Annotated in this window: 18 protein-coding genes; 16 read left to right on the top strand and 2 right to left on the bottom strand. The window is 51.1% G+C overall.

Annotated features, from left to right (window positions below; genetic code table 11):
* The 5 genes from FFI90_RS17630 to FFI90_RS17610 all read left to right on the top strand — a co-directional run.
* A partial coding sequence (locus tag FFI90_RS17630) for a TolC family protein (RefSeq protein WP_246123654.1) occupies nucleotides 1-1,176 on the top strand: 1,176 nt, incomplete at its 5' end.
* A gap of 319 nt (nucleotides 1,177-1,495) precedes the next feature.
* Nucleotides 1,496-1,864: a hypothetical protein gene (locus tag FFI90_RS17625; RefSeq protein ID WP_094625228.1), complete on the top strand. Its 369-nt coding sequence runs from the start codon at nucleotides 1,496-1,498 to the stop codon at nucleotides 1,862-1,864.
* Between the two features lie 4 nt (nucleotides 1,865-1,868).
* Nucleotides 1,869-2,831 carry a DUF932 domain-containing protein gene (locus FFI90_RS17620; protein ID WP_144779944.1) on the top strand — a complete coding sequence of 321 codons (963 nt, stop codon included), beginning with the start codon at nucleotides 1,869-1,871 and terminating at the stop codon, nucleotides 2,829-2,831.
* Nucleotides 2,832-2,918: 87 nt separating this feature from the next.
* Nucleotides 2,919-3,920 (top strand): YqaJ viral recombinase family nuclease, encoded by a 1,002-nt coding sequence (locus FFI90_RS17615; protein WP_144779942.1) that lies wholly within the window; start codon nucleotides 2,919-2,921, stop codon nucleotides 3,918-3,920.
* Nucleotides 3,921-3,980: 60 nt separating this feature from the next.
* On the top strand, nucleotides 3,981-4,868 hold the full coding sequence (locus FFI90_RS17610; protein ID WP_133006099.1) for a recombination directionality factor: 888 nt from the start codon (nucleotides 3,981-3,983) through the stop codon (nucleotides 4,866-4,868).
* Nucleotides 4,869-5,081: 213 nt separating this feature from the next.
* Here the strand turns inward: FFI90_RS17610 and FFI90_RS17605 are convergent, their stop codons facing one another.
* Nucleotides 5,082-8,021 carry a DEAD/DEAH box helicase gene (locus FFI90_RS17605; protein ID WP_144779940.1) on the bottom strand — a complete coding sequence of 980 codons (2,940 nt, stop codon included), beginning with the start codon at nucleotides 8,019-8,021 and terminating at the stop codon, nucleotides 5,082-5,084.
* 269 nt (nucleotides 8,022-8,290) lie between these two features.
* On the opposite strand from FFI90_RS17605, the gene FFI90_RS17600 reads away from it, so the two are divergent.
* The 5 genes from FFI90_RS17600 (at nucleotide 8,291) to FFI90_RS17580 (ending at nucleotide 19,772) form a co-directional block, all read left to right on the top strand.
* Complete coding sequence (locus tag FFI90_RS17600) at nucleotides 8,291-11,170, top strand: SNF2-related protein (RefSeq protein WP_144779938.1); 2,880 nt, start codon at nucleotides 8,291-8,293, stop codon at nucleotides 11,168-11,170.
* Between the two features lie 140 nt (nucleotides 11,171-11,310).
* On the top strand, nucleotides 11,311-12,414 hold the full coding sequence (locus FFI90_RS17595) for an AAA family ATPase (RefSeq protein ID WP_144779936.1): 1,104 nt from the start codon (nucleotides 11,311-11,313) through the stop codon (nucleotides 12,412-12,414).
* Entirely contained in the window at nucleotides 12,411-13,001 is a 591-nt protein-coding gene (locus FFI90_RS17590) for a DUF4276 family protein (RefSeq protein WP_133006095.1), read from the top strand. The genes FFI90_RS17595 and FFI90_RS17590 overlap by 4 nt, the downstream gene beginning before the upstream one ends.
* Before the next feature lie 44 nt (nucleotides 13,002-13,045).
* On the top strand, nucleotides 13,046-16,414 hold the full coding sequence (locus FFI90_RS17585) for a site-specific DNA-methyltransferase (RefSeq protein ID WP_144779934.1): 3,369 nt from the start codon (nucleotides 13,046-13,048) through the stop codon (nucleotides 16,412-16,414).
* A 10-nt stretch (nucleotides 16,415-16,424) separates the two neighbouring features.
* A complete protein-coding gene (locus tag FFI90_RS17580) occupies nucleotides 16,425-19,772 on the top strand; it encodes a DEAD/DEAH box helicase family protein (RefSeq protein WP_144779932.1) in 3,348 nt (1,115 codons plus the stop codon).
* A gap of 84 nt (nucleotides 19,773-19,856) precedes the next feature.
* Here FFI90_RS17580 and FFI90_RS17575 read toward each other — a convergent pair whose 3' ends face one another.
* Entirely contained in the window at nucleotides 19,857-21,167 is a 1,311-nt protein-coding gene (locus FFI90_RS17575; RefSeq protein WP_144779930.1) for a hypothetical protein, read from the bottom strand.
* A 99-nt stretch (nucleotides 21,168-21,266) separates the two neighbouring features.
* On the opposite strand from FFI90_RS17575, the gene FFI90_RS20535 reads away from it, so the two are divergent.
* The 6 genes from FFI90_RS20535 to FFI90_RS17545 all read left to right on the top strand — a co-directional run bounded on the left by FFI90_RS20535 (nucleotide 21,267) and on the right by FFI90_RS17545 (nucleotide 26,958).
* Nucleotides 21,267-21,497 (top strand): helix-turn-helix transcriptional regulator, encoded by a 231-nt coding sequence (locus tag FFI90_RS20535; RefSeq protein ID WP_144779928.1) that lies wholly within the window; start codon nucleotides 21,267-21,269, stop codon nucleotides 21,495-21,497.
* Nucleotides 21,494-23,008 carry a YfjI family protein gene (locus tag FFI90_RS17565; protein WP_144779926.1) on the top strand — a complete coding sequence of 505 codons (1,515 nt, stop codon included), beginning with the start codon at nucleotides 21,494-21,496 and terminating at the stop codon, nucleotides 23,006-23,008. The genes FFI90_RS20535 and FFI90_RS17565 overlap by 4 nt, the downstream gene beginning before the upstream one ends.
* 273 nt (nucleotides 23,009-23,281) lie before the next feature.
* Nucleotides 23,282-23,998: a YagK/YfjJ domain-containing protein gene (locus tag FFI90_RS17560; RefSeq protein ID WP_144779924.1), complete on the top strand. Its 717-nt coding sequence runs from the start codon at nucleotides 23,282-23,284 to the stop codon at nucleotides 23,996-23,998.
* 753 nt (nucleotides 23,999-24,751) lie between these two features.
* Entirely contained in the window at nucleotides 24,752-25,252 is a 501-nt protein-coding gene (pncC, locus tag FFI90_RS17555) for a nicotinamide-nucleotide amidase (RefSeq protein ID WP_144779922.1), read from the top strand.
* A 165-nt stretch (nucleotides 25,253-25,417) separates the two neighbouring features.
* On the top strand, nucleotides 25,418-26,467 hold the full coding sequence (gene recA / locus FFI90_RS17550) for a recombinase RecA (protein ID WP_144779920.1): 1,050 nt from the start codon (nucleotides 25,418-25,420) through the stop codon (nucleotides 26,465-26,467).
* Between the two features lie 20 nt (nucleotides 26,468-26,487).
* Nucleotides 26,488-26,958 (top strand): flavodoxin family protein, encoded by a 471-nt coding sequence (locus FFI90_RS17545; RefSeq protein WP_144779918.1) that lies wholly within the window; start codon nucleotides 26,488-26,490, stop codon nucleotides 26,956-26,958.
* Nucleotide 26,959 lies beyond the last annotated feature (1 nt).

Genomic DNA, 26,959 nt, shown 5'->3' with positions numbered 1-26,959 from the left:
GGCAGCCTCCAAACGGAATTCCGGGCTGAAGGATCTCTTTTTCGTCATCGTCTTCACCTGATTCATTATGTGAGTGATCATACACTCAAAATCAGGTGGCCAAAGTCACTATGCCACTACACAGATACTTGGGCCGACCCGGTCATCAAGTATGGCATTGCGCCTGAAACTCTAGAGGGACCTAATACAGTTGGGCATCGCTTTGAGGTAAGCCAGCAGCTGCCCTGGCCGGATCATCTGTCGGCGTCTCGCAAGGCAGCGGAGGCCGGAATGCTTGCCGTCCAGCAGGAGACTCAGTGGCTAATAAGGCAGCTGACAGCTCGCGTTAAGGAGGCGTATGCATATTGGTGGTATACCAATGAAGCGATCAATCTCCATCATGAGACACGCGCTTTGGTAGAGCAACTGGCCACCGTAACGGAACAGAGGCTTGACTATGGCATCGGCTCGCAAAGTGAAATGCTCAGGGTCAAAACGGAGTTGGACACTCTAGATGCCAGACTAGTAGAGCTGCAAGCGGAAAAGGCCGGGCTAGCCAGCGACCTGATTCCTCTGCTTGGGCGTCGTCCGACGGGGGCCAGTTTGCAACTGACGGAGGCATCTGAAACGCTTCTGTTCGCCGATGGACAGTTGGAACCAGATCATCCGCTGATTCGGGCAGCCGAGGCAAGGGAAGCCGAGGCGCGCGCGCGGCTGGATGTTGCCGAAGTCGATCGTAGACCTACGTTCACAGCTAATGCCGGCTATAACAGCCTGTGGGCTGACGAGAGAAAACGTTGGGTCGTCGGCATTGGCGTTCGGATTCCATTTAGTGGGCAGCGCCAGCACAGCGCCGTTCGAAAGGCGACTGCCGAAGCCTCACAAAAACGATGGCTGGCCACTCAGGCTCAGCGGGAATGGCGGGCTTCGATCGCTAAACTGAGGGCAAGCGTTGAGGCCGGCCATGGTCGCCTGAACATCCTCAACGAGCGACACTTGCCAAACCAGCGCGCGCACTGGGAAGCCAGTCTGAACGAGCTGGCCAGTGGCACTGGCAGACTGGAGGACGCAATAAATAGCGCAAGACAGCTTACTGGGGTCAAACTCCGTCGAGCTGGGGTGATCCGTGATCTATATAGTGCCTCGGCCGGATACGAAGCCCTGATACCGGTGCGTACTATCAATGCGTTAAATTAAAGAGGTAATTCAATGGTCAAGTCTTCGGGCATTTTGGATAGCACCAGAAAGTTCCATTCCAAATGCCCGAAGACTCGAAAAAACCACTTGGACCAAAACTCATGAACCTTCCTGAATGTTCGCTTTGCGACCAATGTGGCCACCAGGGCAATACAATGGGCGCGGTCTGGAGTGGTGTCCCAGGTTCAGGATCATCAGTTCATCCGCCTCGGTGCGGCCCTGCCAGGCATCGTTATTCGAACTAATCTCAAACCTATATCACCTCTGTGAACCAAGGCACCAACGGTGCCTTCCCTCCCAATTCACAGAGGTAATTCCAATGTCCGAACAATGCCCCAGATGCCTGTCCACCCGGATTGGCAGGAACAACTACGGAAAAAAGGCGGCTGGCGTGGTCGGTGCTGCCGCTGGCGTGTATGGCGGCTACGCCTCCGCAATTGCAGGTGCTCGAACAGGTGCTGTCGTTGGAGCGATGGCTGGCCCGGTGAGTGGTATCGGTGGTGCGGTGATCGGCGGTTTGCTGGGCGGTGTCACCGGTGTCTCCGCTGGCATCATCCTGGGCGATGTGCTCGATGAAGTCGTGCTTGATAATTACCGCTGCCTGGAGTGTGGTCATTCGTTCAGCATCGAACCTGACCCGGAAGACGAGACCACCGATAACCCCACCTCAAAATTCCCTAAGGAGTAACCCCATGGCTCATCTGATCGAGCAAATGGCCTACGTTGGCAAAACCCCTTGGCATGGTCTGGGGAATGAACTCACCTCCAACCAACCACTAGAAGTTTGGGCCAGGCAGGCTGGCCTCGACTGGCAGATCCAGGAAAGCCCCGTTCGCTACGTGACTAATGCCGGAAGCCCGCTGGGTGAGATCTTGTCCTACCCGGATTCCAAGGTGCTGTATCGCTCAGATACCAAAGCGCCGCTGTCGGTCGTCGGCAACCGCTTCAAGGTGGTTCAGCCCGAAGAGATCCTGGAGTTCTATCGGGATCTGACCGAAGTTTCCGGCTTTGAGCTGGAAACAGCCGGTGTGCTGAAAGGCGGCCGGAAAATGTGGGCGCTGGCTCGCACCGGCCAATCCGGTGTGCTGAAGGGCAATGATCAAACCAACGCCTACATACTGTTGGCCACGGCCTGTGATGGCACTATGGCCACGACGGCTCAATTCACCAGTATTCGGGTGGTGTGTAACAACACCCTGGCTGTGGCCTTGAAGGATTCCACAGCCAATGCCGTGAAGGTGAAGCACAACACGGCGTTCGATGCGGACCTGGTGAAGAAGCAACTCGGCATTTCAGTCAGTGCGTGGGACAATTTCATGTATCGCCTGAAAACCCTGAGCGAGCGGAAGGTGAAAACCACTGAGGCCAGGAATTACTTTCTGAAGGTGTTCACGGACGACTCCAGTACCGGCGTTGGCAAAACCAACGAACGGTCCATGGCCAAGGCCCTGTCCTTGTATGAAGGGGAGGGCATGGGCGCCACATTGGCATCGTCGGACGGCACTGCCTATGGATTGCTGAACGCAGTTACCGAGTTCATTGACCATCAACGCCGCGCCAAAACCGTTGACCATCGGCTGGATTCCGCCTGGTTCGGTAATGGCGCTTCCATCAAAAACCGCGCACTCGAGCAGGCCATGTCACTTGTGGCCTGACTTCTATCTCAAAACCCTAAAACCGCCATAAAGCCCACCGGAGCCTCGTGCTCTGGTGGGCTTTTTTTATGTCTGGAGGAAAACACCATGGGCATGAGCGCAAACGTCATTCAGAAGCAACGGCCAGCACTGCGGCTGGTTTCAACCAAAGGCCTCAGCCGTGACGAATGGCTGAAGGTCCGTAAACAAGGCATTGGCAGCAGTGATGCTGCGGCAGCGGTGGGCATGAACCCATACCAGTCTCAACTGGAGCTCTGGATGGTCAAAACCGGTCGAGATGCCGGTATGCCAAAGCCGGACTCGGATGATCCGGAATCACCGGTTTACTGGGGGCATATCCTGGAACCCATTGTGGCTGAGCAGTACAGCCGACAAACAGGCCGCAAGGTCCGGCGAGTGAATGCGGTACTGCAGCATCCTGATCCAGACAAGCACTGGATGTTGGCCAACCTGGATTATTCCGTGGTGGCTGATGACGAAGTGCAAGTTCTGGAATGCAAAACCGCTGGTGAGTTTGGGGCACGTCTCTGGAAAGGCGGTGTGCCCGACTACATCCAGTGCCAAGTTCAGCACCAGCTGGCAGTCACGGGCAAGCAGGCTGCGGATGTCTGTGTGTTGCTGTGCGGCCAGTCACTCAAGATCTTCCGAATCGAGCGAAACGAAGAGCTAATCGAAGCGTTGATCACACTGGAACGCCAGTTCTGGGATTACGTGGAAGCGGATACGCCACCCCCGGTGGATGGCACGGCGTCGGCAGAACGTGCGCTGCGCCATCTCTACCCCGAGGACCAGGGCGAGACCCTGGATTTCAGCGAGAGCAAGGAACTGTCCGATGCCTTCAGCGAACTGCTGGCGATTCGCTCTGAAATGGAAACTCTCAAGTCCACGGAATCTCACCTGAAGCAGCGCATTCAAAGCCACATGGGCGAGGCCTCCAAGGCCACGTTCCCGGGTGGCAGCGTGAGCTGGAAACGGAGCAGGGATTCCGTGGGGCTCAACGCCAAACAACTACTGAAAGACCAGCCGGAATTGCTGGAGCAGTATCCCCTCACCAAGCCGGGCAGTCGCCGGTTTCTGATCCATGCCTAATGTCCCCTTGGCCACGCGGGTGTAACGAGTGCCCCGTGGCCTTTTTTCAGGAGAATCATCATGATTAAAGGGTTAGCCATCACGCCTCCCGTGTTGGGGCGCATCAGTATTGGTCGGGTTGTTGAGAAGAACGGCATTCGGCTGCCACAGAAAGACAATCAATTCACCATCACCTCCCAGATCCAGGAAAAGGATGGCTGGGTACTGCACCCGCTGGATGAGGAGCTGAGAAAGGACGCACCCAACAACAAGCTGCGAACCATTCCGGTACGCATGCTGTTCAACGAGGCAGACCTCAACCTGCGCGCTGAATACACCATGTTCGACCGCAAAAGTGGTCGGCCCATGTGTGTCGGGAACGGCGATGCCTGCAAGCGCCTGACGCAATCCGGTGTCCAGTCATTACCGTGCCCTGGGCCAACGCTGTGCGAGTTCGGCAAAGGTGGCCTGTGCAAGCCCTACGGCCGTCTGAACGTGAAGATCGGTGACGACAATGATCTCGGCACCTTCATCTTCCGCACGACGGGTTACAACAGCATCCGGACACTTGCGGCCCGACTGAGCTATTACCAGGCGGTGTCTGGCGGTTTGCTGGCCTACATGCCGCTGGAACTGAAGCTACGGGGCAAAAGCACGACGCAGAGCCGACGGACGCCCATTTTCTATGTGGATTTGGTGATCAAGGAAGGGTTGTCATTGCAGGAAGCGGTAGCGGAGGCAAAAGAAACAGCCAATAAGGTGGCAGAGGAGGGCATTGACCAAGCCGCGCTGGATGCGGCGGCTGCCAAGGGGTTTGGGAATGCGTTGTTTGAGTATGATGAGGACGAGATGACTGAAGTTGTGGAAGAATTTTATCCACCTATTCCAGACGAAGCCTCTGCTCAAAGCCCAGCTGTAGTTTCAGAGCTTAGAAAAAACCTAGTGATTAACAAGTCCGTTACCGGATAGAGCTCATGGAAAAGAGTGGCCCTTATTGGCCACTCGCTTTCTTTTTTTTTGTTTGGATTGACGAGAGTTTATTTGCCAAGTCATGGATAAAGGTCAGAGGTGAAAGCGGTGGTTACAAGAATTGTTGGCGCCGAACAGAAAACCACCAACAAACTGTGGCGGCATAAGCGAAGTAGGTACCGGAGGTGCGAATTACCGCGTGATTACAGTAGATTACGGGCTAACAATGACCTTGATGTCCGATCCTGTGATGCTCTTGATGTATGAGTAGCTTGTTCCCAAGACGGCAAGCTGCTCCTTCGATACCTTCTGCGCTGATATTGCGGGTTGCACGATAATAAATTTGAAGATTAGCTCGTGGTCATAGCATTTGTTGCGCAGAATCTCCAGCTGTTGGGGGGTGCCTTTTAGGATTCTGTCGAAGTCCTTGAGCAGTGATTGCTGGTAGCGCTCCATCAACCTATTGAAGAACTTCTCGCCGGTGTACAGCCATTTCACCGATCTGGATGCCTGACCGCATACCTCATAGACGTCGGCGACTCGCGCACCGGGCGCGGCTACACCATCCTTCATTGGGCAGAATTTGCAGTGGTAGAGGTCTACGTAGATCACATCCTTGCTTTCCCGGATTGCCACCAGGTCAGCGATTTCGCCTTTACCGTCATCGTTGAAGACGATCGAATATTCGTCAGCGATCTTGGTGAATGTGAAGCCTTGTACTGAGTCCGTACGTTGCTCCGCACGCATGGACTCTTGATGGATTTTGGTTGTCCCCCAATTCCATGGTTCGAGCAAGCCGGCCGGTAATTTGACATCCACGCTGTTGAGCGAGTAGTGACGGTAGTTGCCCTGCACCATGGAACCGTCGACCTTGAGCAACACAAGCGGCTCTGCGTCCAAGTATGAGTCCAGTGGCATTTCGTGTGGGTAAAGGATCTGTAAATCAGGGCAGGAGGTCTTGTACCCGTCCTTCAACAAATTAATGGTGATAGTAGTGAGGCGACGCTCCTCTTCATCGTTGACCGCGACCAAGACGGGGATCTCTAGTGTCTGTGGGCCACTGTACTCAGGCTTACCAAGCTCGACGTCAAGAAGGTTGAAAGTCTCTCCCCGAAAATACAGCGAGATCCTTTGCTCGTTTTCGATCGCGATTGACTCAGGCCAATCGGCGTAGAATAGGCCTTCTGGCCATCGGTCCTTGATTTGGTCAACACGCATGACATTTTTGAGCACGTCACCAGGGTCGATGGTGTTGTCGTTGAGTTTGACCGACATGCGCTTACACCACTCGACCCAGTAGTTGATCGGAGAGGAGTTCATCTCCCAGATCTTGCCTTTGTGCGAGCAGCCCACTGTGGTTCGTTCTCCACCATCAAAACCGGTGGCGAAGATGTTGGATTTTGTCGCGTTGCCCTTTTCAATGTCGCTGATCACCTGGTTGATATCGCGCCCCACATGCATCGTGAACCGCAGGTCTTTTCGAGCGCGGGACAAGCCAACGTTTTGCAGCTTCATCAGCTTGATGTCTTGTAGCGTACGGAAGGTCGGCTCACCGTTGATGCGACGAGAGTCTTTGGCCACTAGGTTGAGAAAGCGAGTTGCTTGGGTGTCGTCACCTGAGGTGTGAATAAACAAGGTTTTCTGTGCCTTGTTATAAAATGCGATGTACAAATTCCAGTTAGTATCGACTATTTCTTCGGTCTGAGCCCATCCAACCAGTGCCTCTCGCCGAGTCACGGCAATAACTGTGTCGGCCTGATCATTGATCGAGATATACTTCAGCGTTTCTCTACGCCCATCCAGACTCTGCGCTCGATGTGGCGTCCAGTCTCCGGGGGAGAGGTGATACGCCACGGCGCTGATTTTAGGGTTCGGGTTCAGCCCAAAAATCACTTGGGCATCGTCCCGATCAGTGAATTGCTCATTAAAGTCCTCTTTCATTATTTCCCGGCCGACTTTTTGCTCACTCACGTTGCGAATGACAGCCCCCCAGTCAGCACTCTCCTTGTAGAGGTCTGCCATCTGATGATCGGTCTTTTGGTTAGCGATGTTCGCCACGAACTTGGCATCACCAAGGGCGGCATCGACTCTCGTCAGCCGGCCAATGAATTGGAGGGTCACTGCAGGACTTTGGTGTTGATCATGAATGGCGGCGATTTTCAGCTCAGGCAGATCGAAGCCCTCTCCTAGCATGTCGACACAAACGATGATCCGGTGCTTTTTCTTGACGATATTCGCCAGAACCTTGGCTTGGTTCGGCACCTTGCTATGGATTAAAACTGGGGTCAGGTCGGCGTGCTGTTTGTAAATCTCGAACAGGTCTTTCGCACGCTTTTGCGACTTGGACCGTACGATCATCAAGTGGTTATACCCCGCGTCGAGATCACCCCTGAGTAACTCAACCGCCTTGTCCGCAATGGCCTGGTCGGACAATTTAAGGTTGTACTCTCGTACCGGATGAAACTCGATGCCTTTGAAATAGCCATCGAGCTGCGCATCCCGAAGAGGGTAGTTGTAGATGATCTTTCCAGCCAGAGCCAGACCATCTTCCCGGAATGGCGTCGCTGTGAACTGAATACAAGGTTTGCCCCCGAAGGCAGTTCTGATCCGGTTCCAACTAGTTGCCGCGACGTGGTGTGCCTCATCGATCATCAGGTGGCTGCATGTTTTCACCAGCGCGCTCAAGGCGGCTTCGTCGAACAGCTGCAGGGCTTGCGGAGTGGCCACAATGATATTAGAGGCAGCCAATTCAGCAACTTGTGCCTCTGACATCTTCGAGTCGATGGCAGTAACGATAGGATTGAGAGCTCTATCTGATACCGCCCCTACATTACGAAGTGTCTTCAGTTCAGCGCATTTGTTCACCAATTGAGTTCTGAGGGCGTCCGAAGGTACAAGAATCAGTGTCCGATTCATTCTCGCAGCGATTAGCAGTGCGAGCATTGTGTCGGTTTTGCCCGTGCCCGTGGGCATGACTACGGTAGCCCTAGTGGTTGGGTCGACCACCAGATGGCCAAGGGTAGCGTAAAGAGCAGCCAGTTGTGGCTTTCTCAGGCCAGGCGTCTTGGTCTCAGGGTCGTCTTGGCCGAAATTAAAGAGGTGGTTTTTCCAACTCTGGTATACATCTGAATGAGTGATTACTGCGTCGTCCATGGCGGTTACCTGAGAGAAGAAAGAACTTCCTGATTAGGGCAAAAAATGGTATCACGCCCCTACTGCTTGCATAACCCTGTCTAAATACGAATCTGAAGACCAACACTTTTCTAATGAAACTCATTCAAGCTTTGGATGAAGGACGCTATAAAGGTTTGGTAGCGAGCATACAGCAACAGTGATTCTGGGTAAGCGACGGGTACTATTGATTCTTGCCGTTAGCAGGCTACAGTTGAAACTGCTTGCGCCTCCAAAAAAGGAAGTAACTCATGACCATAACGGACTACCACGCCAAGTATTTCGCCTACGAGCTCACCAGGCAGCGCCGTGGTGGTGATGTTGGTCGCCTCACTCAGTCCTTGTTCGATGCTTCGGTAGATCTCAACCCCCACCAGATTGACGCAGCGTTGTTCGCTCTGCAGAACCCGCTGGTTAAAGGCGTGATTCTGGCGGATGAGGTGGGTCTGGGTAAAACCATCGAGGCAGCCCTGGTGCTGGCTCAGTACTGGGCAGAACGTAGACGGCGGTTGATCGTGGTATGCCCGGCGGCGCTGCGTAAGCAATGGGCGAACGAACTGGCAGAAAAGTTTCATCTGCCATCGCAGGTGCTAGATGCGCGCACCTACAAGGAATTGCGGAAGCAAGGGATCGCAGATCCGTTCGACCAACCTGGCGTCAACGTTATGTCCTATAACTTTGCCGCCAAAATGTCGGATAAATTACGGCTTACTCCGTGGGATCTGGTTGTATTCGACGAGGCCCACAAACTCCGTAACGCCCACCGGGAAAGCCACCGCACCGGCCAGGCCATCAAGGAAGCGTTTGGTGCCTGCAACAAGTTGCTGCTGACCGCCACGCCCCTGCAAAACTCACTCATGGAGCTGTACGGCCTATCAACGGTCATCGACAGCCAGTTATTCGGTGATGCGCTCAGCTTCCGGCGTCAGTATCTCCGTGGTGGAGAAGATCTGGAGGGGCTGAAAGACCGACTTCAAGAATTCACCAAGCGGACATTGCGCAAACAGGTTCTGGAATACATTCGGTATACGCAACGGCGCGCGATCACCATACCTTTTGCCCCGTCGGAAGATGAGCTGCGGCTCTATCATCTTGTTTCGGCCTATCTTCAGCGGGAAAACAGTTATGGCGTTCCGCTGCAACAGCGCCACCTGGTTACTTTGGTAGTCCGGAAGCTCCTTGCCTCTTCCACCAGCGCTATTATCAACACGCTAGAGACAATGATTGACCGGCTGAAACGGCTGGAGCAAGCGCAGGAAGATGAAGACAACTGGCTGGAAAAATTGATTGGCAGTGAAGATGTCGAAGACGACTTCCTTGATGAAGCGGCCGTAGAGGAGGGCGTATACGAGGCTGATGTTGAAGAACAGCGTGAGCCCATACAGCTGGATCGTCTCCGTGGCGAAATTGCGGAGCTGGAACAGTATTTAGATCTGGCTCACAAGATTACGGAAGACGCTAAATCAGGGGCCTTGCTGAATGCCCTTGAGCAAGGCTTCAGCCACATGACCGAAATGGGCGCTGAACGTAAAGCCGTGATCTTTACGGAAAGCCGGCGTACCCAGGAATACTTGCTGCAATTCCTGGGGCGCCATGGCTACCTTGGCAAGGTCGCAACGTTTAGCGGGACCAATAACTCAGCGACGACGCAGGCAATTTATAAGCGTTGGTTAGCCCGGAATGAAGGCTCTGATCAAATCACCGGAAGTCCAGCGGTTGATCGCCGAACGGCGATTATTGATCACTTCCGGGATGACGCAGAAATACTCATCGCGACCGAGGCGGCGGCAGAGGGCGTAAACCTGCAGTTCTGCAGTCTGGTGGTGAATTACGATTTGCCTTGGAACCCTCAGCGTGTAGAGCAACGTATTGGCCGCTGCCACCGCTATGGTCAAAAGTTCGATGTGGTTGTCATCAACTTTCTCAACCAGAAGAATGAAGCTGATCGGCGGGTTCTTGAGCTGCTCAGCGAGAAGTTTCATTTGTTCGATGGCCTGTTTGGCGCGTCAGATGAAGTGCTAGGCCGAATCGAGTCCGGTGTCGACTTCGAGAAGCGCATAGCGGCCATTTACGACACGTGCCGCTCTCAGTCAGAGATAGAGCGGGCCTTTAATGAGCTTCAGAAAGAACTGGAAGAAAACATCAATCTGAGAATGCAGGAGACCCAGGAAAAGCTCCTGGAGCATTTTGATGCGCAAATCCACGACCTGCTCAAAATCCAGCGTGAGCGTGCTGAGCAACAGCTGGATCGGGTAAGTCGTTTATTTTGGCAACTGACCCGTCATCAACTGGCTCGGTTCGCCACTTTCGACGAAAAGCGTCTTGCCTTTGATCTGAAAGAAAGCCCCTTGGCCAAGGTGCCCTCAGGAGCTTATGAATTGATTCGCAAAGGCGAGAAGCCATCAGAGCATGCTCACCTCTACCGCTTGAGCCACCCGCTAGGTGAGTATGTTTTGGACACCGGGCGCAGACTGGAAACGCCGGTTACCGAAATGGTGTTCAACCTTTCCGGGCACGAAGCGAAGCTTTCCGCCCTCCAGAACCTGCCGGAAAAATCTGGGTGGCTAGAGCTTAATCTCCTGGAGTTGCAAAGTTTTCAGCAGGAAGAGCATCTGGTCTTTACCTCAATCACCGATGGTGGAACATTGCTGGATGAAGAGCAGTGCGAGCTCATCTTCCGGTTGCAAGGTGAGGCCTTATCCAGCAACTCGGATGGCCCTGAGGTTCAGCCCGATAGTCTTTTGACTGAAACCGTTACCCGACAGCTGGACGCTCGGCTCAGCCGGTTGTTGGATGAAAACAACCAATACTTTCAGCGAGAACGCTCAAAGCTTGAAGCCTGGGCGGATGATCAATTATTGAGCGCAGAACAAAAGCTAGAGGATACCCGGGCACGAATCAAAGAAGCCAAACGGCAGGCTAGAATGGCTGAGAGCGTTGAACAGCAGAAGCACGCCGAGGAGGAGCTGCAACGTTTGAGTCGGTTGCAGCGCAGGCAGCGACAGGAAATATTTGATGTTGAGGATGAAATTGAAGCCCGCCGAGATGCATTGATTGATGCCCTGGAAAGGCAAATGCATCAAAGCAGCAGCTCTCATCATCTGTTTCGCATTCGCTGGCGCCTGGAATAGAATCAAGGTCAAAACAAATTAGAGATTACCCCGGCATTTGTGGGAGAATTCCGCCCATTTTGATCTACCGGCAAGCCAGACTAGCTGGCCAGGTCGATTTGTCCGTACTGGACGTAGGTATCTGACGGGAAAGCTTAATCATGCCTAAGCTAGGTTATCTGAACCATCTCAAGCTGAGCGGTTTTCGTTCAATCAAGGAAATGGACCTGCCCCTTGGCCGGCTCAACGTCCTGATTGGGCCTAACGGCGCCGGGAAGTCCAACTTCATCAACTTCTTCCGCTTCATGAACAAGCTGCTCCAGAAAGATCTCCAGCTCTATGTGGCAGAGCAGGGTGGAGCTGATGCCGTTTTGCACTTTGGGCGGAAGCAAACGCCGGTACTCTCAGCCAATCTGAGATTTGATCCCAATTCCTACACTTGTGAACTGATGCCAACAAACGATGGTCGTCTGGTATTCCAGTCTGAAACCTGTCGTTTTGACGGCAACAAAATTGGGTATGGCGGTGGGCTTAAGCAAAAGAATTTGGCCGACCCTGGGGCAGCAGAATCAGGCTTGCCAAAGCCTAACACCGCGACCATTGCGGGCCACGTTGCTGGGTACATCGAAGATTGGAAGGTCTACCACTTCCACGACACCAGTAAAACTGCTGTTATTAAGCAACCGTGCGAAGTTCAGGACAACGAACGCTTGAGAGAGCAAGGTGAAAACCTCGCGGCGTTCCTGTTTGACGTACAGGAACATCAGCCGGAAGCATACCAGCGAATCGTTACAACCATTCAGCGCGCGGCACCGTTTTTCCATGACTTCATCCTGGAGCCCGATCGCCACAATGACAGAAAAATCCGGCTCCGTTGGAAGCATAAGGGCAACGATGCTTATTTTGATGCCCATTCGTTGTCTGATGGGACTCTTCGCTTTATTTGCCTCGCAACGCTGCTGCTTCAACCAAAGTTGCCGTCGGTGATCCTATTGGATGAGCCGGAATTGGGCTTGCACCCGTACGCGATCCAGTTGCTGGGTTCCATGCTGCGTTCTGCAAGCGAGAGCACACAGATTATTGCCTCAACCCAGTCTGTAACCCTGGCCAACGAGTTTCAGCCAGAAAACGTGATTGTGGTAGAGCACAGGGACAACAACTCTCAGTTCCGGCGGCTTGAGCCGAAAGCCTTTGAGTCCTGGTTGGAAGACTATCGCCTGGGCGACCTGTGGGAGAAAAACCTGCTTGGAGGCACGCCCCTATGATCAGGCTTGGAGTCAGTGTTGAGGGGGCGACGGAGCGGGAATTTGTTACCAGAGTTCTCGCTCCTTTTTTGAGCCAGCATGGCATCTTTGCCAGCCCGATAGACATGCGTGGCAAGGTATCACTGGATCGCATCGGTAACGAGTTGAAACGGTTGATCCCGGCCTTTGATTACGTGACCACATTTTACGACTACTACGGCTTCCATAAACGCCCAGAGGGTGGCGTGGAAGCCGTTGAGCATGCCATTAAAGAGCTCCTTGAGCCGGGACAACAACATCTCTTGCTGCCATATGTGCAGCTATACGAATTCGAGGCGTTGGTGTTGGCTGCGCCAGAACAGGCGGAGGATACGCTTGGCGTAAATGGCCTGGCCGAACAGCTGAGGCAAATCGTCACAACAGCAGGTGGCGCCGAAAATGTAAACGACGGCTATGAAACCTGCCCCTCCCGCCGAATTAAAGGCCTGGCTGCCACCTACGACAAAAAGCTCCACGGCCCGGTAATACTCGAACAATCACTGGATGCCGTACGCAATCAGTGCCCCAGATTTAACGCTTGGGTTTCAAGCCTCCTCGAATTGGCCTGAATCTACCCCAACCTGCCAAGTTTGATCTTTAAACAGGGAATACCATGAGTAACGCGACACAGCAGTTCAAGGCCCAGCAACGTCGACAGAAATTTGCCGACCTTTTGCGCGAAATGTTCCAGCTGAATCAGCCAGAACTGGATTTCGGGCTCTATCGCATTATGCATGCCCGTAAAGACGACATTAATCGGTTTATTGATCAGGACCTGCCGAGAATCACGCAGGAAGCATTTAGCCAATACGCCAGCCAGGATCAGGCACAGCTTGAAGCCGAATTGGAAGAGCACATCAAGAGCGCGAAAGGCCTGGGTATGGACCCGGACGCGATTCCCAAAGTGCAGGAGATTAAACAGCAACTGCAGGGTGGATTTGATCTGGCTCGGGAAGAGGGCGAAGTCTACGATGCATTGGTCACCTTCTTTAATCGTTACTACAACGAGGGCGACTTCCTGTCACGCCGGGTCTATAAAGACGGCACTTACGCGATTCCCTACCAGGGGGAAGAAGTGGTGCTGCATTGGGCCAACAAAGACCAGTATTACATCAAAAGCAGCGAAACCTTGCGGGATTACAGCTTCCGCCTGAACCCGGATGCTGGCCCTGGCGAAGATCCCATGCGGGTTCATTTCAAGCTGGTGGATGCGGAAGCCGGTGCCAAAGACAACAACAAAGAATCCACTGATAGTCGCCGAGTCTTCGTGCTGGATGCAGAGAACCCGTTTGAGCTGATCACAGGTGAAGCAACCGAGTACGGTGACCAGCATACCGAACTGCAATGTCGGTTCGTGTTTCGGCCTGCAACGGAAAGCGACTGGACAGAAGCCGAGAAGAAGAAGGCGACAGCTGCAGCCCAGAAGAAACCGCCGACACAAGATGCGCTCCGAGCGATTGCTGAAGAAAGGCTTTTGGGAGCAGTCTCTGATTTGCCCGAGCCTTGGAAAAATGCGTTGGCAAAGCCTTACCGTAAAGCCGATGGCAACCAGGCTGATTATTCAATGCTGGCTGGGCAACTGAATAACTACACCAAGAAGAATACGTTTGATTATTTTATCCACAAGGATCTTGGTGGGTTTTTGACGCGGGAGCTAGATTATTTCGTTAAAAACGAGATTTTGAATTGGGATGATATTGCATCATTGAAAAAAGATACAGCCAGGATTAGCCCCCTGCTTAGCAAGATTGATGTTATTAGGTCGCTTGCCCAAACGATAATTAAATTTCTGACCCAATTGGAAGACTTTCAAAGACGGCTATGGCTAAAGAAAAAATTTGTTGTCGGCGTTAATTATTGTGCGAGTCTGGGCAAGCTGAGCTCTGAATCTAAAATCCTCAAGGAGATCTTGGGTAGCGAAAGACAGTTATCTGAATGGCGGGAAATATACTCGATTGATGTAGCCGAGATTAGAGATTTTTATAATGAACAGGGTGGCGAGGCTGTGGCGCAGCACCCAAAATATAAAAATATGATAGTAGATACAAAAAACTTCGACTCTGACTTTAAAGAAAGATTTATTTCTGCTTTCGATAATATCTCTGAAGAGTTAAATGGTGTCCTTGTAAAAGCTGAGAACTCACAGGCGCTTCGTCTCCTTAAATCGGAGTATTCGAACAAGGTGAAGCTTATTTACATTGATCCACCTTACAATACTGGCGGAGACGGTTTTTTATATAAGGACACCTTCCAGCATTCGAGTTGGTTATCAATGATGGGCGATAGAGTTGAGTTGTCATCTTCATTTTTGTCAAATGATGGCGTTTTTGTGTCAAATATTGACGGAAATGAGGCTAGTAGGTTTGATTTGCTTTTGTCCGATATTTTTGGTGAAAGTAATAAAGTAGGAACGCTGGTATGGAAAGGGGCAACAGATAATAATCCTACTCGGATTGCTACTGAGCATGAATACCTAGTTTCCTATGCAAAATCGAAGGATGATCTCGAATCCCATTGGAGTACCTCGAGCAACGAAACTAAGCAATGGATAATGTCAGAGTTCGAGAGTATAAAGTCTAAATCAGAAAGTTTGGAGCAACTCGAAGAGACCTTTCACAGTTTCATGAGGTCCAACAAAAATCAGATCGGTGATCTTTATCGTTACAGAAACGTGGACGAAGAAGGTCCTTTTGTTGCACGGAGAAATATGGAGAACCCTGGTAAAAGGGGGTATGACTATGATGTTATTCATCCGGTGACTGGAAAGCCTTGCACTAAGCCATATTGGGGCTGGCGCTTTTCTGAAAATAAGATGAATAGTTTTCTGAGCGAAGGTCGTATTATTTTTGGTGATTCAGAACAAAAAATACCAGAACTTAAAGTGTATCTTCGCGACGTTCGCTTTCCCCTTCGAAGTGTTTTTAATCTTGATGCCAGAAAAGGGTCAAATGACCTAGACAAGCTTTTTAATGCAAGGGATGTGTTTAAAAATCCAAAGCCAAAAGATCTTGTCTCAAAGATTCTTCCATATATGACTAGTGATAACAGCTTTGTTCTAGATTTATTTGCTGGATCGGGTACGACCGCTCATGCCATCATAGATCAAAATAGAGAAGCGGAGTCAAATATCCGGTACATGTTGGTTGACCAAGGCGACCATTTTGATAAAGTCCTAGTTCCTCGTATAAAAAAATCTGTTTATAGCTCCACATGGAAGAGTGGGGCACCAGTGGATAATGAAAGCGGGACTCCACAGTTCTTTAAGTACTTGGCATTGGAAAGCTACGAGGACACTCTTGGAAACTTGGCATTCTCCACGCCAAGTGGAGCTTCTAGCTTGTTCGGATCTACTGATAAAGAATTATCTACTGCATGGCAGTCATATTTAATTAACTATATGTTGGATATTGAAACTAGAGGCTCTCAATCATTATTGAATGTGAATTCATTCAGTGATCCTAAAGGATATCGTTTAAACGTTCGTTCCCATGGTGGGGATGAAACGAAGCCTGTGAACGTTGATCTTCTGGAGACTTTTAACTATTTGTTGGGCTTGGAAGTCGAACATATTGCCGCCCCCATTCACTTCGAGGCTGAGCTGAACCAAGGCGAATACGGCCGCTGGCAGGCGAAGGTTAAGCGCAGTGAAACCGGCAAGTGGTGGTTCCGAACCGTCTACGGCACGAATCGGGCCGGGCAGCAGGTGCTGGTGGTATGGAGAAACCTACCGTCGGTCATTGATGGTGAGGCGGATGGCATCCAGAAGGACAATGCCGTGTTGGATGCGGTACTGATCGAGAAGCTCTCTATTCGCCTGACCGAAAGCCAGGACGACGAGATCGACGTGCTGTATGTAAACGGCGACCACAATATCAGTATCCCCCGCTCCCGCAAGGGTGAACCCATGGAGCAGGCGCGTATCCAGCTGATTGAGGAAGCGTTTCATCGGCTGATGTTCGCTGACACCGAAGCGGTTCACTGAGGGGAATATCATGGCAGCACGGAAATCCGCCAAGGGCAGCAAACAGACGTTGCCCTTCCGCCATCACCTGGTGCTGAACCAGTGGTTGTTCTCTCTGTTCGGCTTCGATTCTCTCAGTGGGCAGTTTGATTTGGGAAACCGGGAAGCGCCAACGCTTGAGGCGTTCCGGGACCGTTTCCAGTTGATCGGCGAAACCAGCGGCCGAAATGCCGAGGGGGAGCACCTGCTGATCCAGAGAATCCGGGAGAATCTCAACGAAAATGCCAAGCTGAGCGATGAGCAACTGCTGGAGTACGACCGCCGGATAAAGCAGCTGACGGATACCATCAATAACGCGCGCCTCACCTCTGGTGAGGAGCCAATTGAATGGAAGTATTTCCAGTACTTGATGCTGCTGTTCACCGAGATCTACCTGGACTACCTGTTCACCAAACCGGATGAGTTGCTGGAGGCGCTCAACGAACAGATTGAGCGTTGGAATGATCACTGGGTTGTGGAGCAGGGCTTTAATCACAAACCGCTGGATTTACTGAACCCGGAGGATGATCTGTGGCCGCAGCTCAACATGGTGGCCTATTGGAGCGCGACGGGCTCCGGTAAAACCCTGATCATGCACGCGAACATTCTGCAGTATCGCTTCTACCTGCAGCGGTATGGAAAAGCCGGGGATATCAACAAGATTATTCTACTGACCCCCAACGAGGGGCTTACCCAGCAACACCTGCGTGACCTGGACAAGTCCGGAATCAGGGCCAGTGAGTTCTCTGCCCGTGGTGGCGACCTGTTCGCTCAAGATGTGATTGTCATCGACATTAACAAGCTCCGCGATAGTGAGAAGAAGAAGACGGTTGCGGTCGACTCCTTCGGCTCCCGCAACCTGCTGTTGGTGGATGAGGGCCATCGGGGAACGGCCAGTGGGGGTGGTAGCTGGTACGAATACCGGCAAAAATTGTGTTCGTTGGGTTTTTCTTTCGAATACTCCGCTACGTTTGCTCAGTCAGGCTCCAAACACGAGAACCTGCGCCAGACTTATACCAAGGCTATTCTGTTCGATTACTCCTACCGACATTTCTACGGGGATGGCTATGGTAAGCAATCCCAGATTCTGAACCTGCAGGCGAATCCCAATGCCCAGGATGAATTCCGATATCTGGTTGCCTCGTTACTGAGTTACTACCAGCAACTACGGTTGTTCGAAGAGCAAAAGGCCAGCTTCAAGCCCTTTAACTTGGAGAAACCGCTGTGGGTGTTTGTAAGCTCTAAGGTAACGGCAACGCTGTCCAGCGGCGAAGCTTCAGACACCGTTCAGGTGCTGGCATTTATCGACCAGGTATTGCACAAGCAGGAAGAAACGGTCGCCGCGATCGATTACCTGCTGAAGCGCGGCATGGTTGCCAAGGGTGGTATCGATCTGTTGCATGGGCGGTTCAATTATCTGAAAGAACTGGGTGAAGGCGGGGATGCGCTGTACCAGGATCTACTGGACAGGGTATTTAATAGTAGTGGCGGTCGACTCCACATCGAAAATATCACCGGCATCCCTGGTGAGATCGCGCTTCGGGCTGGCACGTCAGACACCCCGTTCGGTGTCATCAACGTGGGGGATGATACAAAGCTGGTCAAACTCTGCGAGAAGCACGACCTGTTCACTCAGGATTCTCGTTTTAGCGAAAGCCTGTTCCATGGCATCAATACCGACGGTTCGCCGGTCAACCTACTGCTGGGCTCGAAAAAGTTCACCGAGGGCTGGAGTAGTTGGCGCGTTTCCAACATGACGTTGATGAATGTTGGCAAGAATGAGGGTGCGCAGATCATTCAGCTGTTCGGTCGCGGTGTAAGGCTGAAGGGCTGGAAAACAACGCTAAAGCGTTCTGCCGAGCTGGCAACCGGATTGAAAGAGGCCGGTATAGAGCGGCCTGAGCACATCGGTGTCATGGAGACACTGAATATTTTCGGGGTGAAGGCCGATTACATTGCTCAGTTCCGGAAAGAGCTGGAAGACGAGGAGATTCCGGTTAACGAGGGTCTCGAAGAATTCGTGCTTCCGTTGAAGCCGATGAAAGACCTGCGTAAGGATCTTCATGTCGTTCGGGTGAAGGAAAGCATTGCCAATAAGGCCATTGGCGGTTCCGGTACCGCATTTCAGGAACTTGCCGAACAGGTGGTACTGAAGGCTCCAGGTGAGTTGCAGCCTACTGAGATCGATTACTTCTGCAATCCGCCGAGGGTCAGCCTGGATTTCTATCCCCAGGTTGGACTGTTCGCAACCGACAAGAAGGGCGTTCAGAACACCGGAGCCAAGATTCAGCATCTAAAGCCGACTCACATTGCACTGCTGGATATGCAGCGCCTGTATTTCGAGCTGCTGGCGTTCAAGCGGGACAAGCGCTGGTCAAACCTGACCATCACGCCGGATGTGGTTGAAAAACTCCTGACTGATAACCGGTACGATTGGTACCGGCTTTATGCCCCTGATGAGGCCATGGAGTTGGGTCGGCTGGAGAAAATGACGCTATGGCATGACATGGCGATCTCTCTGCTCAGAAAGTACTGTGAGCTGTTCTATGGCTTCCGCAGAAAGCAGTGGGAGGCGGACAAGCTTGAATACCGGCCTATTACTGAGAACCGGAAGTATTTGCCTGGTGTCAGCGAGGCGGCACCAGACGGCAGTTACACGATCACGCTGGACCGAGTACGGCATGACTCATTGATTAAGCAGCTGTCCAATCTCCGCGAAAGTATTGCCGAGGGGGATGTGGACTTCTGGAATCAGAAGGTTGCAGAAGGGCTGGAATTCATTTGGTGCGAACGACACTTCTATCAGCCTCTGCTGGCGTCGACACAAGGCTTGGACTTCCATGTAAGCCCGGTTTCACTGAACAAGGGTGAGGCTGATTTTGTGCGAGATGTACAGGCAGCCACAAAATCTGGTGCGTTTGAAGGCTACGAAGTCTACCTGTTGCGGAACCAAACCGGGCAAGGTGCCGTAGGTGTGTTCGTCGACGGCGGCTTTTACCCGGACTTCATCTTGTGGCTAGTGAAAGGCCAGTCGCAAAAAGTCGTGTTCGTCGACCCGAAAGGCCTCCGCCATCACAAACCGGACGATCCCAAAGTTCGCTTCCATGAGACCATCAAAGATATCGAGCGAGACCTGCGCCAGCAGCAACCTGAGAACGCCGGAATCGAGCTACATGCCTTCCTGATCTCGGAAACCCACTCCTCCCAACTGGTGAGTCAGTGGAGGGATGCTGCGGGTCAGCCCGTGACACGCGAGCTTATGGAAAGCTGGAATATCCTCTTCCGGGAAGAGGATGACCGATATATTGAGAAGCTGGTTGAGAGCGTTTCTGGCGTTTAGAGGTGGAGTTAATTTGGGGTATTGCCCGGGAATAGTGTTCAATTTCCGGGCTTTTTCCCTGAAAAGAAGTGAGAAAGTGACTGCTCAGCTTTTTCGTCTTCTGGATTTTACATCTTGAGGCGCAAGGAATTCGAAATTTCGAATGCAGATATCTGTTAGTTCAAAATCCGCCTCCATTTCCCTCGTCACTGTTTCAAGAGCGCCCAGTGAGTCCCCAAATTTTGTTGTTTTTGCTGGCGAGTCATATTTGTTGAAGTTTTTGAGGTAGAATTCAAGAGCTTCCGGTTTTTGGCGTTTTAGTTTATCTATTAAGTCTCTTGTAATACTTTTTCTGCTTCGGGAAGGTGTTGCGATATTTTTTTGGTCCCACAGGTAAAGCCCTACCGAGCGACGTACGTTACTTTGTTCTACGCTCCAGCGCTTATGTATAAGCCCTTCACTTAATCTGAGGCGATCTATTGTAGATGATAGATTTCTCTTCGCTTCTTTTTTTGCCTTAGCTCTATTTTTTTTAAAGCCGCCCAGATCTTCTGGTTCTGCGATTAGCGACAGTCCGTCTTTATAGTCATTTAAATGATCGATTTGAAGTTTGATTGTATCTAATAAGTTTCCGATGCTGCACTGCTTCCTATCTACGTAGAAAGCTATCTTGTGATTATTGTGATCACCGATAACCTGGTTTCCAGGGAGTTGCCAGGAATTACTTATCTCATATTTTATTTTTGAAAGACTTTCGTTTTCATTAAAAAATAACAATAGATCCCATGGTTCGATTATTGCTGTATGGTACTCTTTTATTGATATTTGGATGCCTTGGGGATGGTTTCCCCTTTTTGGGAAAACAAAGTAAGGGTGGTGGGCGAGGTATTGATAGCCCAGGTTTTTAATAACAAAAGCCTCCAGTATATCTGCTGAGCTTGTTAGAGAAGTCCAAAGTTCAGTAATGACAAATCCATATTTGTACGTGAGATCATGCAGCCGAGATACAACATCTATTTCGTCACGGGTGAGGGTGTTGATGAAATCGTTATGGAGGCCTCGTTGCGATTCAGCGCGAATGTCGATGAAGCCGTCGGCTAGAACTCTTTTATGGAAGGCGTATGTGATGCAAAAGCAAAATTCATGTAGTTTCGCAGCCAATTCTCTCTTCTTGAAAAAAAGCTCCCATGGTCCAGGTGGTGAGTGCTTTTCCAGTAAAAGAGCTGCTTCATCAATCAGGTAATCTCTTTCTTGCATGCCACGATCTTTGGCGCTACCTGGTTGCCATAATTCAGGGTGAGCATGGCGGCTAGAATATAAAAAAAGCCAGAGATCGCGGTGTCGTTGCTCGGCAAAACCTTCATCCAGCGTGTTCTGCAAATCGACATAACTCATTGATGGTGAAGTTCTTTCCATGATTTTGCAGCTATCTCCCACGGGGTTTTGATGTCTCGATTTGGATGATTCTGGTTCCATTGTAGCTGAACCCACATCGTACTTTGTACAGGAGGCTGCATGACCGCACCATCGCCAACTACCGCCGGATCTTTGAGGATTCTCAAAATCCATGAGGTTCTAGAAATGACGTCTCTTTCGCGAGCGACCCACTTCGCGAAACTGAATGTGAATTCCTCAAGCTACGACCCGGACTACCCAAAACCCATAAAACTAGGAGCGCGATCGGTTGGTTACGTTGAGCAAGAGGTCATTGACTGGCTGCAGGCGAGGATGGAGGCCCGGTCATGAATCTGCCAGATACTCTTCCGGGACTGCCAGTAATGAACCAGACGCTGCCGGCGCCGGACTCATGTCCAATGACACACAACCTTGTTTACTCGTTGTTGAGGAAAACCCAGGCACCAGCTGACTTGATTTTGCTGTCAGCATTGTCGACTTATTCCCTTCTTTTGCAGGGCAGGGTCGATGTTGAGCGACCGGGAGTAGGGGTGGGTCCGGTCTCACTTTTTGGGTTAACGATTGCCGATTCCGGGGAAAGGAAATCTACGGTTGCTCGTCTTTTGGAGAAGCCAGTCGTTGAGTTTCAAGCTAGTCAAAATGAGGAGTACGCAGAAAAACTGGCCAACTATGAAGCTGAGACCGAAGTTTTCCAGGACGCGGTAAAAGTCTTGAGGAAGAAAATATCAGGCAGACTGAAAAAGGAACTAAATGTCGATGATTTGAAGCGTCAACTAGTGGAATTGAGGAGGCACAAGCCGAAAAAGCCAAGAAAATTTCAGATGATTTTTGAGGATGTGACAACTGAAGCAATTGCTCTTGAGTTAAACCATGGATGCGGGAGCGCAGCTCTGGTATCTGATGAAGGCGCTACCATCTTGAATGGCAGGATTGTCCAAGATTTACCACGGCTTAACAAGCTTTGGTCAGCTGAGTCGTTCAACGTTACTCGTAAAAGTTCCGAGAGCTTTACTGTAGATGATGCCCGCTTGACTGTCTCTATCATGGCGCAGCCAAGCGCGGTAGCTAAGTTTATGAAAAAAAGAGGAGATGAGTCACTCGGGATTGGTTTTTTGGCGCGCTTCCTCGTGTGTAATCCAGATAGCTCACAGGGTACAAGGCTGTTGAGGGGATCGCTTGAAGGAGATTGTGATGGTTATCAAGACTACCTTCAAAGAGCAAAGGAAATACTTCGTACAAAAGAGGGGTATGTTGAAAACTCAAAGCCTGGTAGGAAGATACTTCGTTTTACTGAGGAAGCCAAGATTTACTGGGAGTGGCTTTACAATGAAATCGAACAAAATTTACAAGTGAATGGACGATTTCAGTATGCGAAGGATCATGGCTCAAAACTCGCTGAAAATATTACTAGGATTGCCGCACTGTTATCCTGTATTGAGTATGGGGAGGATCAGAAAATATCGGTTGATGTTCTGAAAGATGCAGAAGTGATGGGCTTTTTCTTCTCTGACGTCTTTTTACGGTGCTTTAAGTCGACTCCCGAATATGTGAAAGATTTGGAGGCGCTTAGAGATTATATTCAAGGCGTACGGGATGACGGCCGTCGTTTCGTTAGGAAAAACAAGATTCGTCAGAGTGGGCCTTCTCGCATGAGGAATAAGCCTGTTCTAGATTTTAATTTGGATAAATTGGCTCGGCTTGGGGAGATTTCTATTCTTGTTGCCCACAGCGGCATGGTGGTTATTGATTTATACCCGAGCTATTTTCATGACGACTTACAATGGAGTCATTTTTGTTTGGAAAACAGAGTCCCGGCCACCGACTACAAAAGCTTGTTGTAATTTCGCGGCCTATTTTGGGGTTTAAAGTACGATATTCCTGATACAAATATCAGGAATATCAAGATTTCTCGGGGTTCGCGCAACGCCAAGGGTTAATATTTAATAATTTTTGATTTTTCTATTTACCGTTGCGTCTTTCTGTGCTTGGCGGGCAGTTTGGGGTGCTTGCGAATAATCCTGCATGCGGTTAATAGTAATATTGTATTTTATGCATCAGCATTTATTTGATGTTGGCATGTTGGAATAGATGTAAAGGATGATTAGGGGTTGTTGATGATCAAATATATAGAAACGCAGAGGAAGAGATTGGTGGAGAACCCAAACCTTAATCTTCATTATGATAATCGATATCTTGGCCTGCCGGTACAGACATCGGCAGGCCCTTTGGTAAAAGAATGGTTAGAAAGAATTAGACTAAGTATTCTGGAGCAGCTGGCAAAACATAGCCGAGTTCTAGCCATTAGAATCGATCTCAGGTTTCCATCTAACTACTGGGGGTATGAGGAAGAGTTTCTTGGGAATGAATTTATAACGGATTTTAGAGCCCATCTTAAGCGAGAACTTGACCGGCTTCCTCAAGATAGAAATCATGATTTAATGCTCTTGTGCGCTCGAGAGTATGATAAGCATGAGCGCAAACCACACTTTCATCTCCTTATTCTTTTAAATGGGAATGCTTTTCGGGGGACTGGAAAGTGGGATTTATCATGTGAAAATCTTTATACCCGCCTTCATGAGGCATGGGCTTATGCACTCGGCATGAGGGCGCCCGAAATTCAGGGCTTGATTCAGTTCGCCAATGGGAGTGCGTTTGAGAGCAGAGGGCAGAGCTACGTTCGTCATGGCTCCATGCTTCTGGACAGAGGAGATGGACAGATGTTCCAGGATCTATTTTGGGTAAGCTCTTACTTGGCCAAAGTGGCAACAAAAAACTTCCATGATGGTTGTCGTCCTTTTGTATCTCCGCGTCTGAAGTTTTCGGACTGGTAACTTCAGGTTTCTGCGTAATCGCCTGTACAAGGCTCAGTGATCGTTCTATTTGATCGCCGAGTTTGTGCCCTTGGCAGTCTACAGGCATTTTTTTAAGGAGGCCGTGTGATCCCGTGGCCGGCCTCCTGAGCTTATCTCATGCCCTTTAGGCGCGCTCTAAGATCACTTTTGTTTATGAAGGTGCATACATCGCACCGTCGGGCTTCTCAGCGCCTATCAGTTGCTCGCTCTCGTTAGCCGTCCCGTACCTGTGTACTAGCCAGCTCATCACGGCTCCAACCTTTTAAGTTTTCCTCTGCAATCCGCAACTACAGGGGCGATGCTTGGTTCAAAGTATGGTGGCTCTCCGGCCGTATCTATAATCCATCAGGCAGTTATCAATGCATCTTTCGTGGCACCACGTCACAGCGCACGTTAAAACATACTGGGATTTTGAGTGGTATAGATCGATCTGAGGTTGAGCCAGGGTACCGGTGAGCCACGATTTAGTAGGCGCCTCGCTGTCGGTTTGGGCCAAAGTGGTCCAGGTAGATCTATTGCAGTCTCGGGGTAAAGTGTAACTTTAAGTGTAGCTATTTTTTGAGTTTAATAAAAAGTCTTTATAAAACAGTGTTAACACACTCATGCATCATCGGGGTGTGCTTTGGTAAATCGTTCTGAGCTGCTGACATGGACGAGTCCGGATAATCTTGCTTTGGGTGAAGCCACGGATTGTAAGAAAATAACGCCCGCGATGAAACGAAGGAGAACATTATGCCTGCCAGTGACCATGAACTCGAACAAGCAGGAGAAAAGTTGGCTGAGCAGTTGATTGCGGCTGGCCTGACTGTGGTAACTGCTGAGAGCTGCACCGGAGGCTGGGTCGCCAAGGTGCTGACTGATAAGGCGGGCTCCTCCGCCTATGTCGTTGGCGGTCTGGTTACCTACAGCAATGACGCCAAACAGCAACTGCTCGGGGTTACCGATGCCTCTCTGGACAACCACGGAGCTGTCAGCGAGCCGGTGGTCCGGGAAATGGTTGCGGGCGCATTGGCCACAACCGGAGCCGGTGTTGCGGTGGCTATTAGCGGCGTCGCGGGGCCCGGGGGCGGCAGTGAAGAAAAGCCCGTTGGCATGGTCTGGTTCGCCTGGGGTAGCAGCGTGGGAACCACTGAAGCGGTAGTGCGACATTTCAGCGGGGATCGTGATCAGGTACGCCGGCAGGCAGTTCTCTTTGCTCTGCAAGGTGTTAGTGAGTTTTTGGTAGGAGCATGAGCAATTCGATAATAACAGGGGTTGGCCTCTCCTTCGGGGTATGTTTTAATACTGTTCAAATATACAGGGAATTCGCTGTTACCGTTGTACAGGTTCCCGTTTAACTACACCTCCACCGGCTTGCCATATCCTGCCGGCGGCCAAGGCAACAGAGGGTTTGCACTGATGGAAGACAACCGCAAAAAAGCATTGAGCGCAGCACTGGGCCAGATTGAGCGCCAGTTCGGTAAAGGCGCAGTCATGAAGATGGGTGACCAGCCCCGCGAAGCCATGCCTGCGGTCTCCACCGGTTCTCTGGGGTTGGATGTTGCTCTGGGTATAGGCGGCTTGCCTTATGGTCGGATTGTTGAAATTTACGGTCCTGAAAGCTCCGGTAAAACAACCCTGACCCTTCAGGTGATTGCCGAAGCGCAGAAAGCCGGCAAAACCTGTGCCTTTATCGATGCCGAGCACGCCCTGGACCCGATCTATGCAGAAAAGCTCGGTGTCAACGTGGATGACCTTCTGGTTTCCCAGCCGGACACCGGCGAGCAGGCTCTTGAAATTGCAGACATGCTTGTGCGCTCCAACGCGGTAGACGTCATCATTGTTGACTCTGTAGCTGCTCTGACCCCGAAAGCTGAAATTGAAGGCGAAATGGGTGACAGCCACGTTGGCCTCCAGGCCCGGTTGATGTCCCAAGCTCTGCGCAAGCTCACCGGTAACGTGAAGCACGCTAACTGCCTGATGGTTTTCATCAACCAGATTCGTATGAAGATCGGCGTGATGTTCGGTTCACCCGAAACCACCACCGGCGGTAACGCTCTGAAGTTTTACTCATCTGTGCGCCTTGATATCCGCCGCATCGGTGCGGTTAAAGAGGGCGATGAAGTCGTAGGTAACGAGACCCGCGTCAAGGTCGTCAAGAACAAGGTGGCGCCGCCTTTCCGCCAGGCCGAATTCCAGATCCTTTATGGCAAGGGCATTTATCACATGGCTGAAGTGCTCGATATGGGCGTTAAAGAAGGCTTTGTGGACAAGTCCGGCGCTTGGTATGCCTACAACGGTGACAAAATCGGCCAGGGTAAAGCCAACGCTTGCAAGTTCCTGGAAGAGAACCTGGAAATTGCCAAGGAAATTGAAGCCAAGGTGCGTGAAAGACTGATGCCTAAGCCGGTTGCCAAGAAAGACGCCGCTGCTGAAATACCGGCAGAAGTGGATGGTGAACTGCTCTAAGACAGCCCGGGAGGTGCGTTATGGACCGCAAAAAGAAATTGCTCATTGTTTCCCATGCGCCCTCCCCGAATACCCTCACCCTGCGCAACGCTGTTGCACAGGGTGCAGACCATGAAGATATTGAAAACGTTGAAGTAACCGTGCTGGCGCCACTGGATGCCGGCCCGGATGATGTTCTCGCCTGTGACGCCATTATCCTCGGCACCACTGAAAACCTCGGCTACATGAGCGGCGCTTTGAAGGATTTCTTCGATCGCAGCTACTATCCCTGTCTGGAGAAAACCCAAGGGCTGCCATTTGCCTACTATATTCGCGCGGGCCATGATGGCACTGGAACACAGCGCGCCATCGAGAGCATCACAACAGGGCTCCGTTGGAAAGTTGTGCAGCAGCCTCTGCTATGTCGTGGCGAGTACCGGGATGAGTTTGAAGATCAGTGCCGTGAGCTGGGAATGTACGTTGCGGCCAGCCTGGATGCCGGGCTGTTTTGAA

The organism is Marinobacter maritimus (assembly GCF_007671675.1).
GTDB classification, from domain to species: Bacteria; Pseudomonadota; Gammaproteobacteria; order Pseudomonadales; family Oleiphilaceae; genus Marinobacter; species Marinobacter maritimus.
This window is presented reverse-complemented; position numbering and strand designations above follow the sequence as displayed.

Bases quoted from the DNA above. Each gene is read 5' to 3' on its own strand.
- FFI90_RS17625 (WP_094625228.1), top strand. From the start codon at position 1,496: ATGTCCGAACAATGCCCCAGATGCCTGTCCACCCGGATTGGCAGGAAC.
- FFI90_RS17620 (WP_144779944.1), top strand. From the start codon at position 1,869: ATGGCTCATCTGATCGAGCAAATGGCCTACGTTGGCAAAACCCCTTGG.
- FFI90_RS17615 (WP_144779942.1), top strand. From the start codon at position 2,919: ATGGGCATGAGCGCAAACGTCATTCAGAAGCAACGGCCAGCACTGCGG.
- FFI90_RS17610 (WP_133006099.1), top strand. From the start codon at position 3,981: ATGATTAAAGGGTTAGCCATCACGCCTCCCGTGTTGGGGCGCATCAGT.
- FFI90_RS17605 (WP_144779940.1), bottom strand. From the start codon at position 8,021: ATGGACGACGCAGTAATCACTCATTCAGATGTATACCAGAGTTGGAAA.
- FFI90_RS17600 (WP_144779938.1), top strand. From the start codon at position 8,291: ATGACCATAACGGACTACCACGCCAAGTATTTCGCCTACGAGCTCACC.
- FFI90_RS17595 (WP_144779936.1), top strand. From the start codon at position 11,311: ATGCCTAAGCTAGGTTATCTGAACCATCTCAAGCTGAGCGGTTTTCGT.
- FFI90_RS17590 (WP_133006095.1), top strand. From the start codon at position 12,411: ATGATCAGGCTTGGAGTCAGTGTTGAGGGGGCGACGGAGCGGGAATTT.
- FFI90_RS17585 (WP_144779934.1), top strand. From the start codon at position 13,046: ATGAGTAACGCGACACAGCAGTTCAAGGCCCAGCAACGTCGACAGAAA.
- FFI90_RS17580 (WP_144779932.1), top strand. From the start codon at position 16,425: ATGGCAGCACGGAAATCCGCCAAGGGCAGCAAACAGACGTTGCCCTTC.
- FFI90_RS17575 (WP_144779930.1), bottom strand. From the start codon at position 21,167: ATGGAAAGAACTTCACCATCAATGAGTTATGTCGATTTGCAGAACACG.
- FFI90_RS20535 (WP_144779928.1), top strand. From the start codon at position 21,267: ATGACCGCACCATCGCCAACTACCGCCGGATCTTTGAGGATTCTCAAA.
- FFI90_RS17565 (WP_144779926.1), top strand. From the start codon at position 21,494: ATGAATCTGCCAGATACTCTTCCGGGACTGCCAGTAATGAACCAGACG.
- FFI90_RS17560 (WP_144779924.1), top strand. From the start codon at position 23,282: ATGATCAAATATATAGAAACGCAGAGGAAGAGATTGGTGGAGAACCCA.
- pncC (WP_144779922.1), top strand. From the start codon at position 24,752: ATGCCTGCCAGTGACCATGAACTCGAACAAGCAGGAGAAAAGTTGGCT.
- recA (WP_144779920.1), top strand. From the start codon at position 25,418: ATGGAAGACAACCGCAAAAAAGCATTGAGCGCAGCACTGGGCCAGATT.
- FFI90_RS17545 (WP_144779918.1), top strand. From the start codon at position 26,488: ATGGACCGCAAAAAGAAATTGCTCATTGTTTCCCATGCGCCCTCCCCG.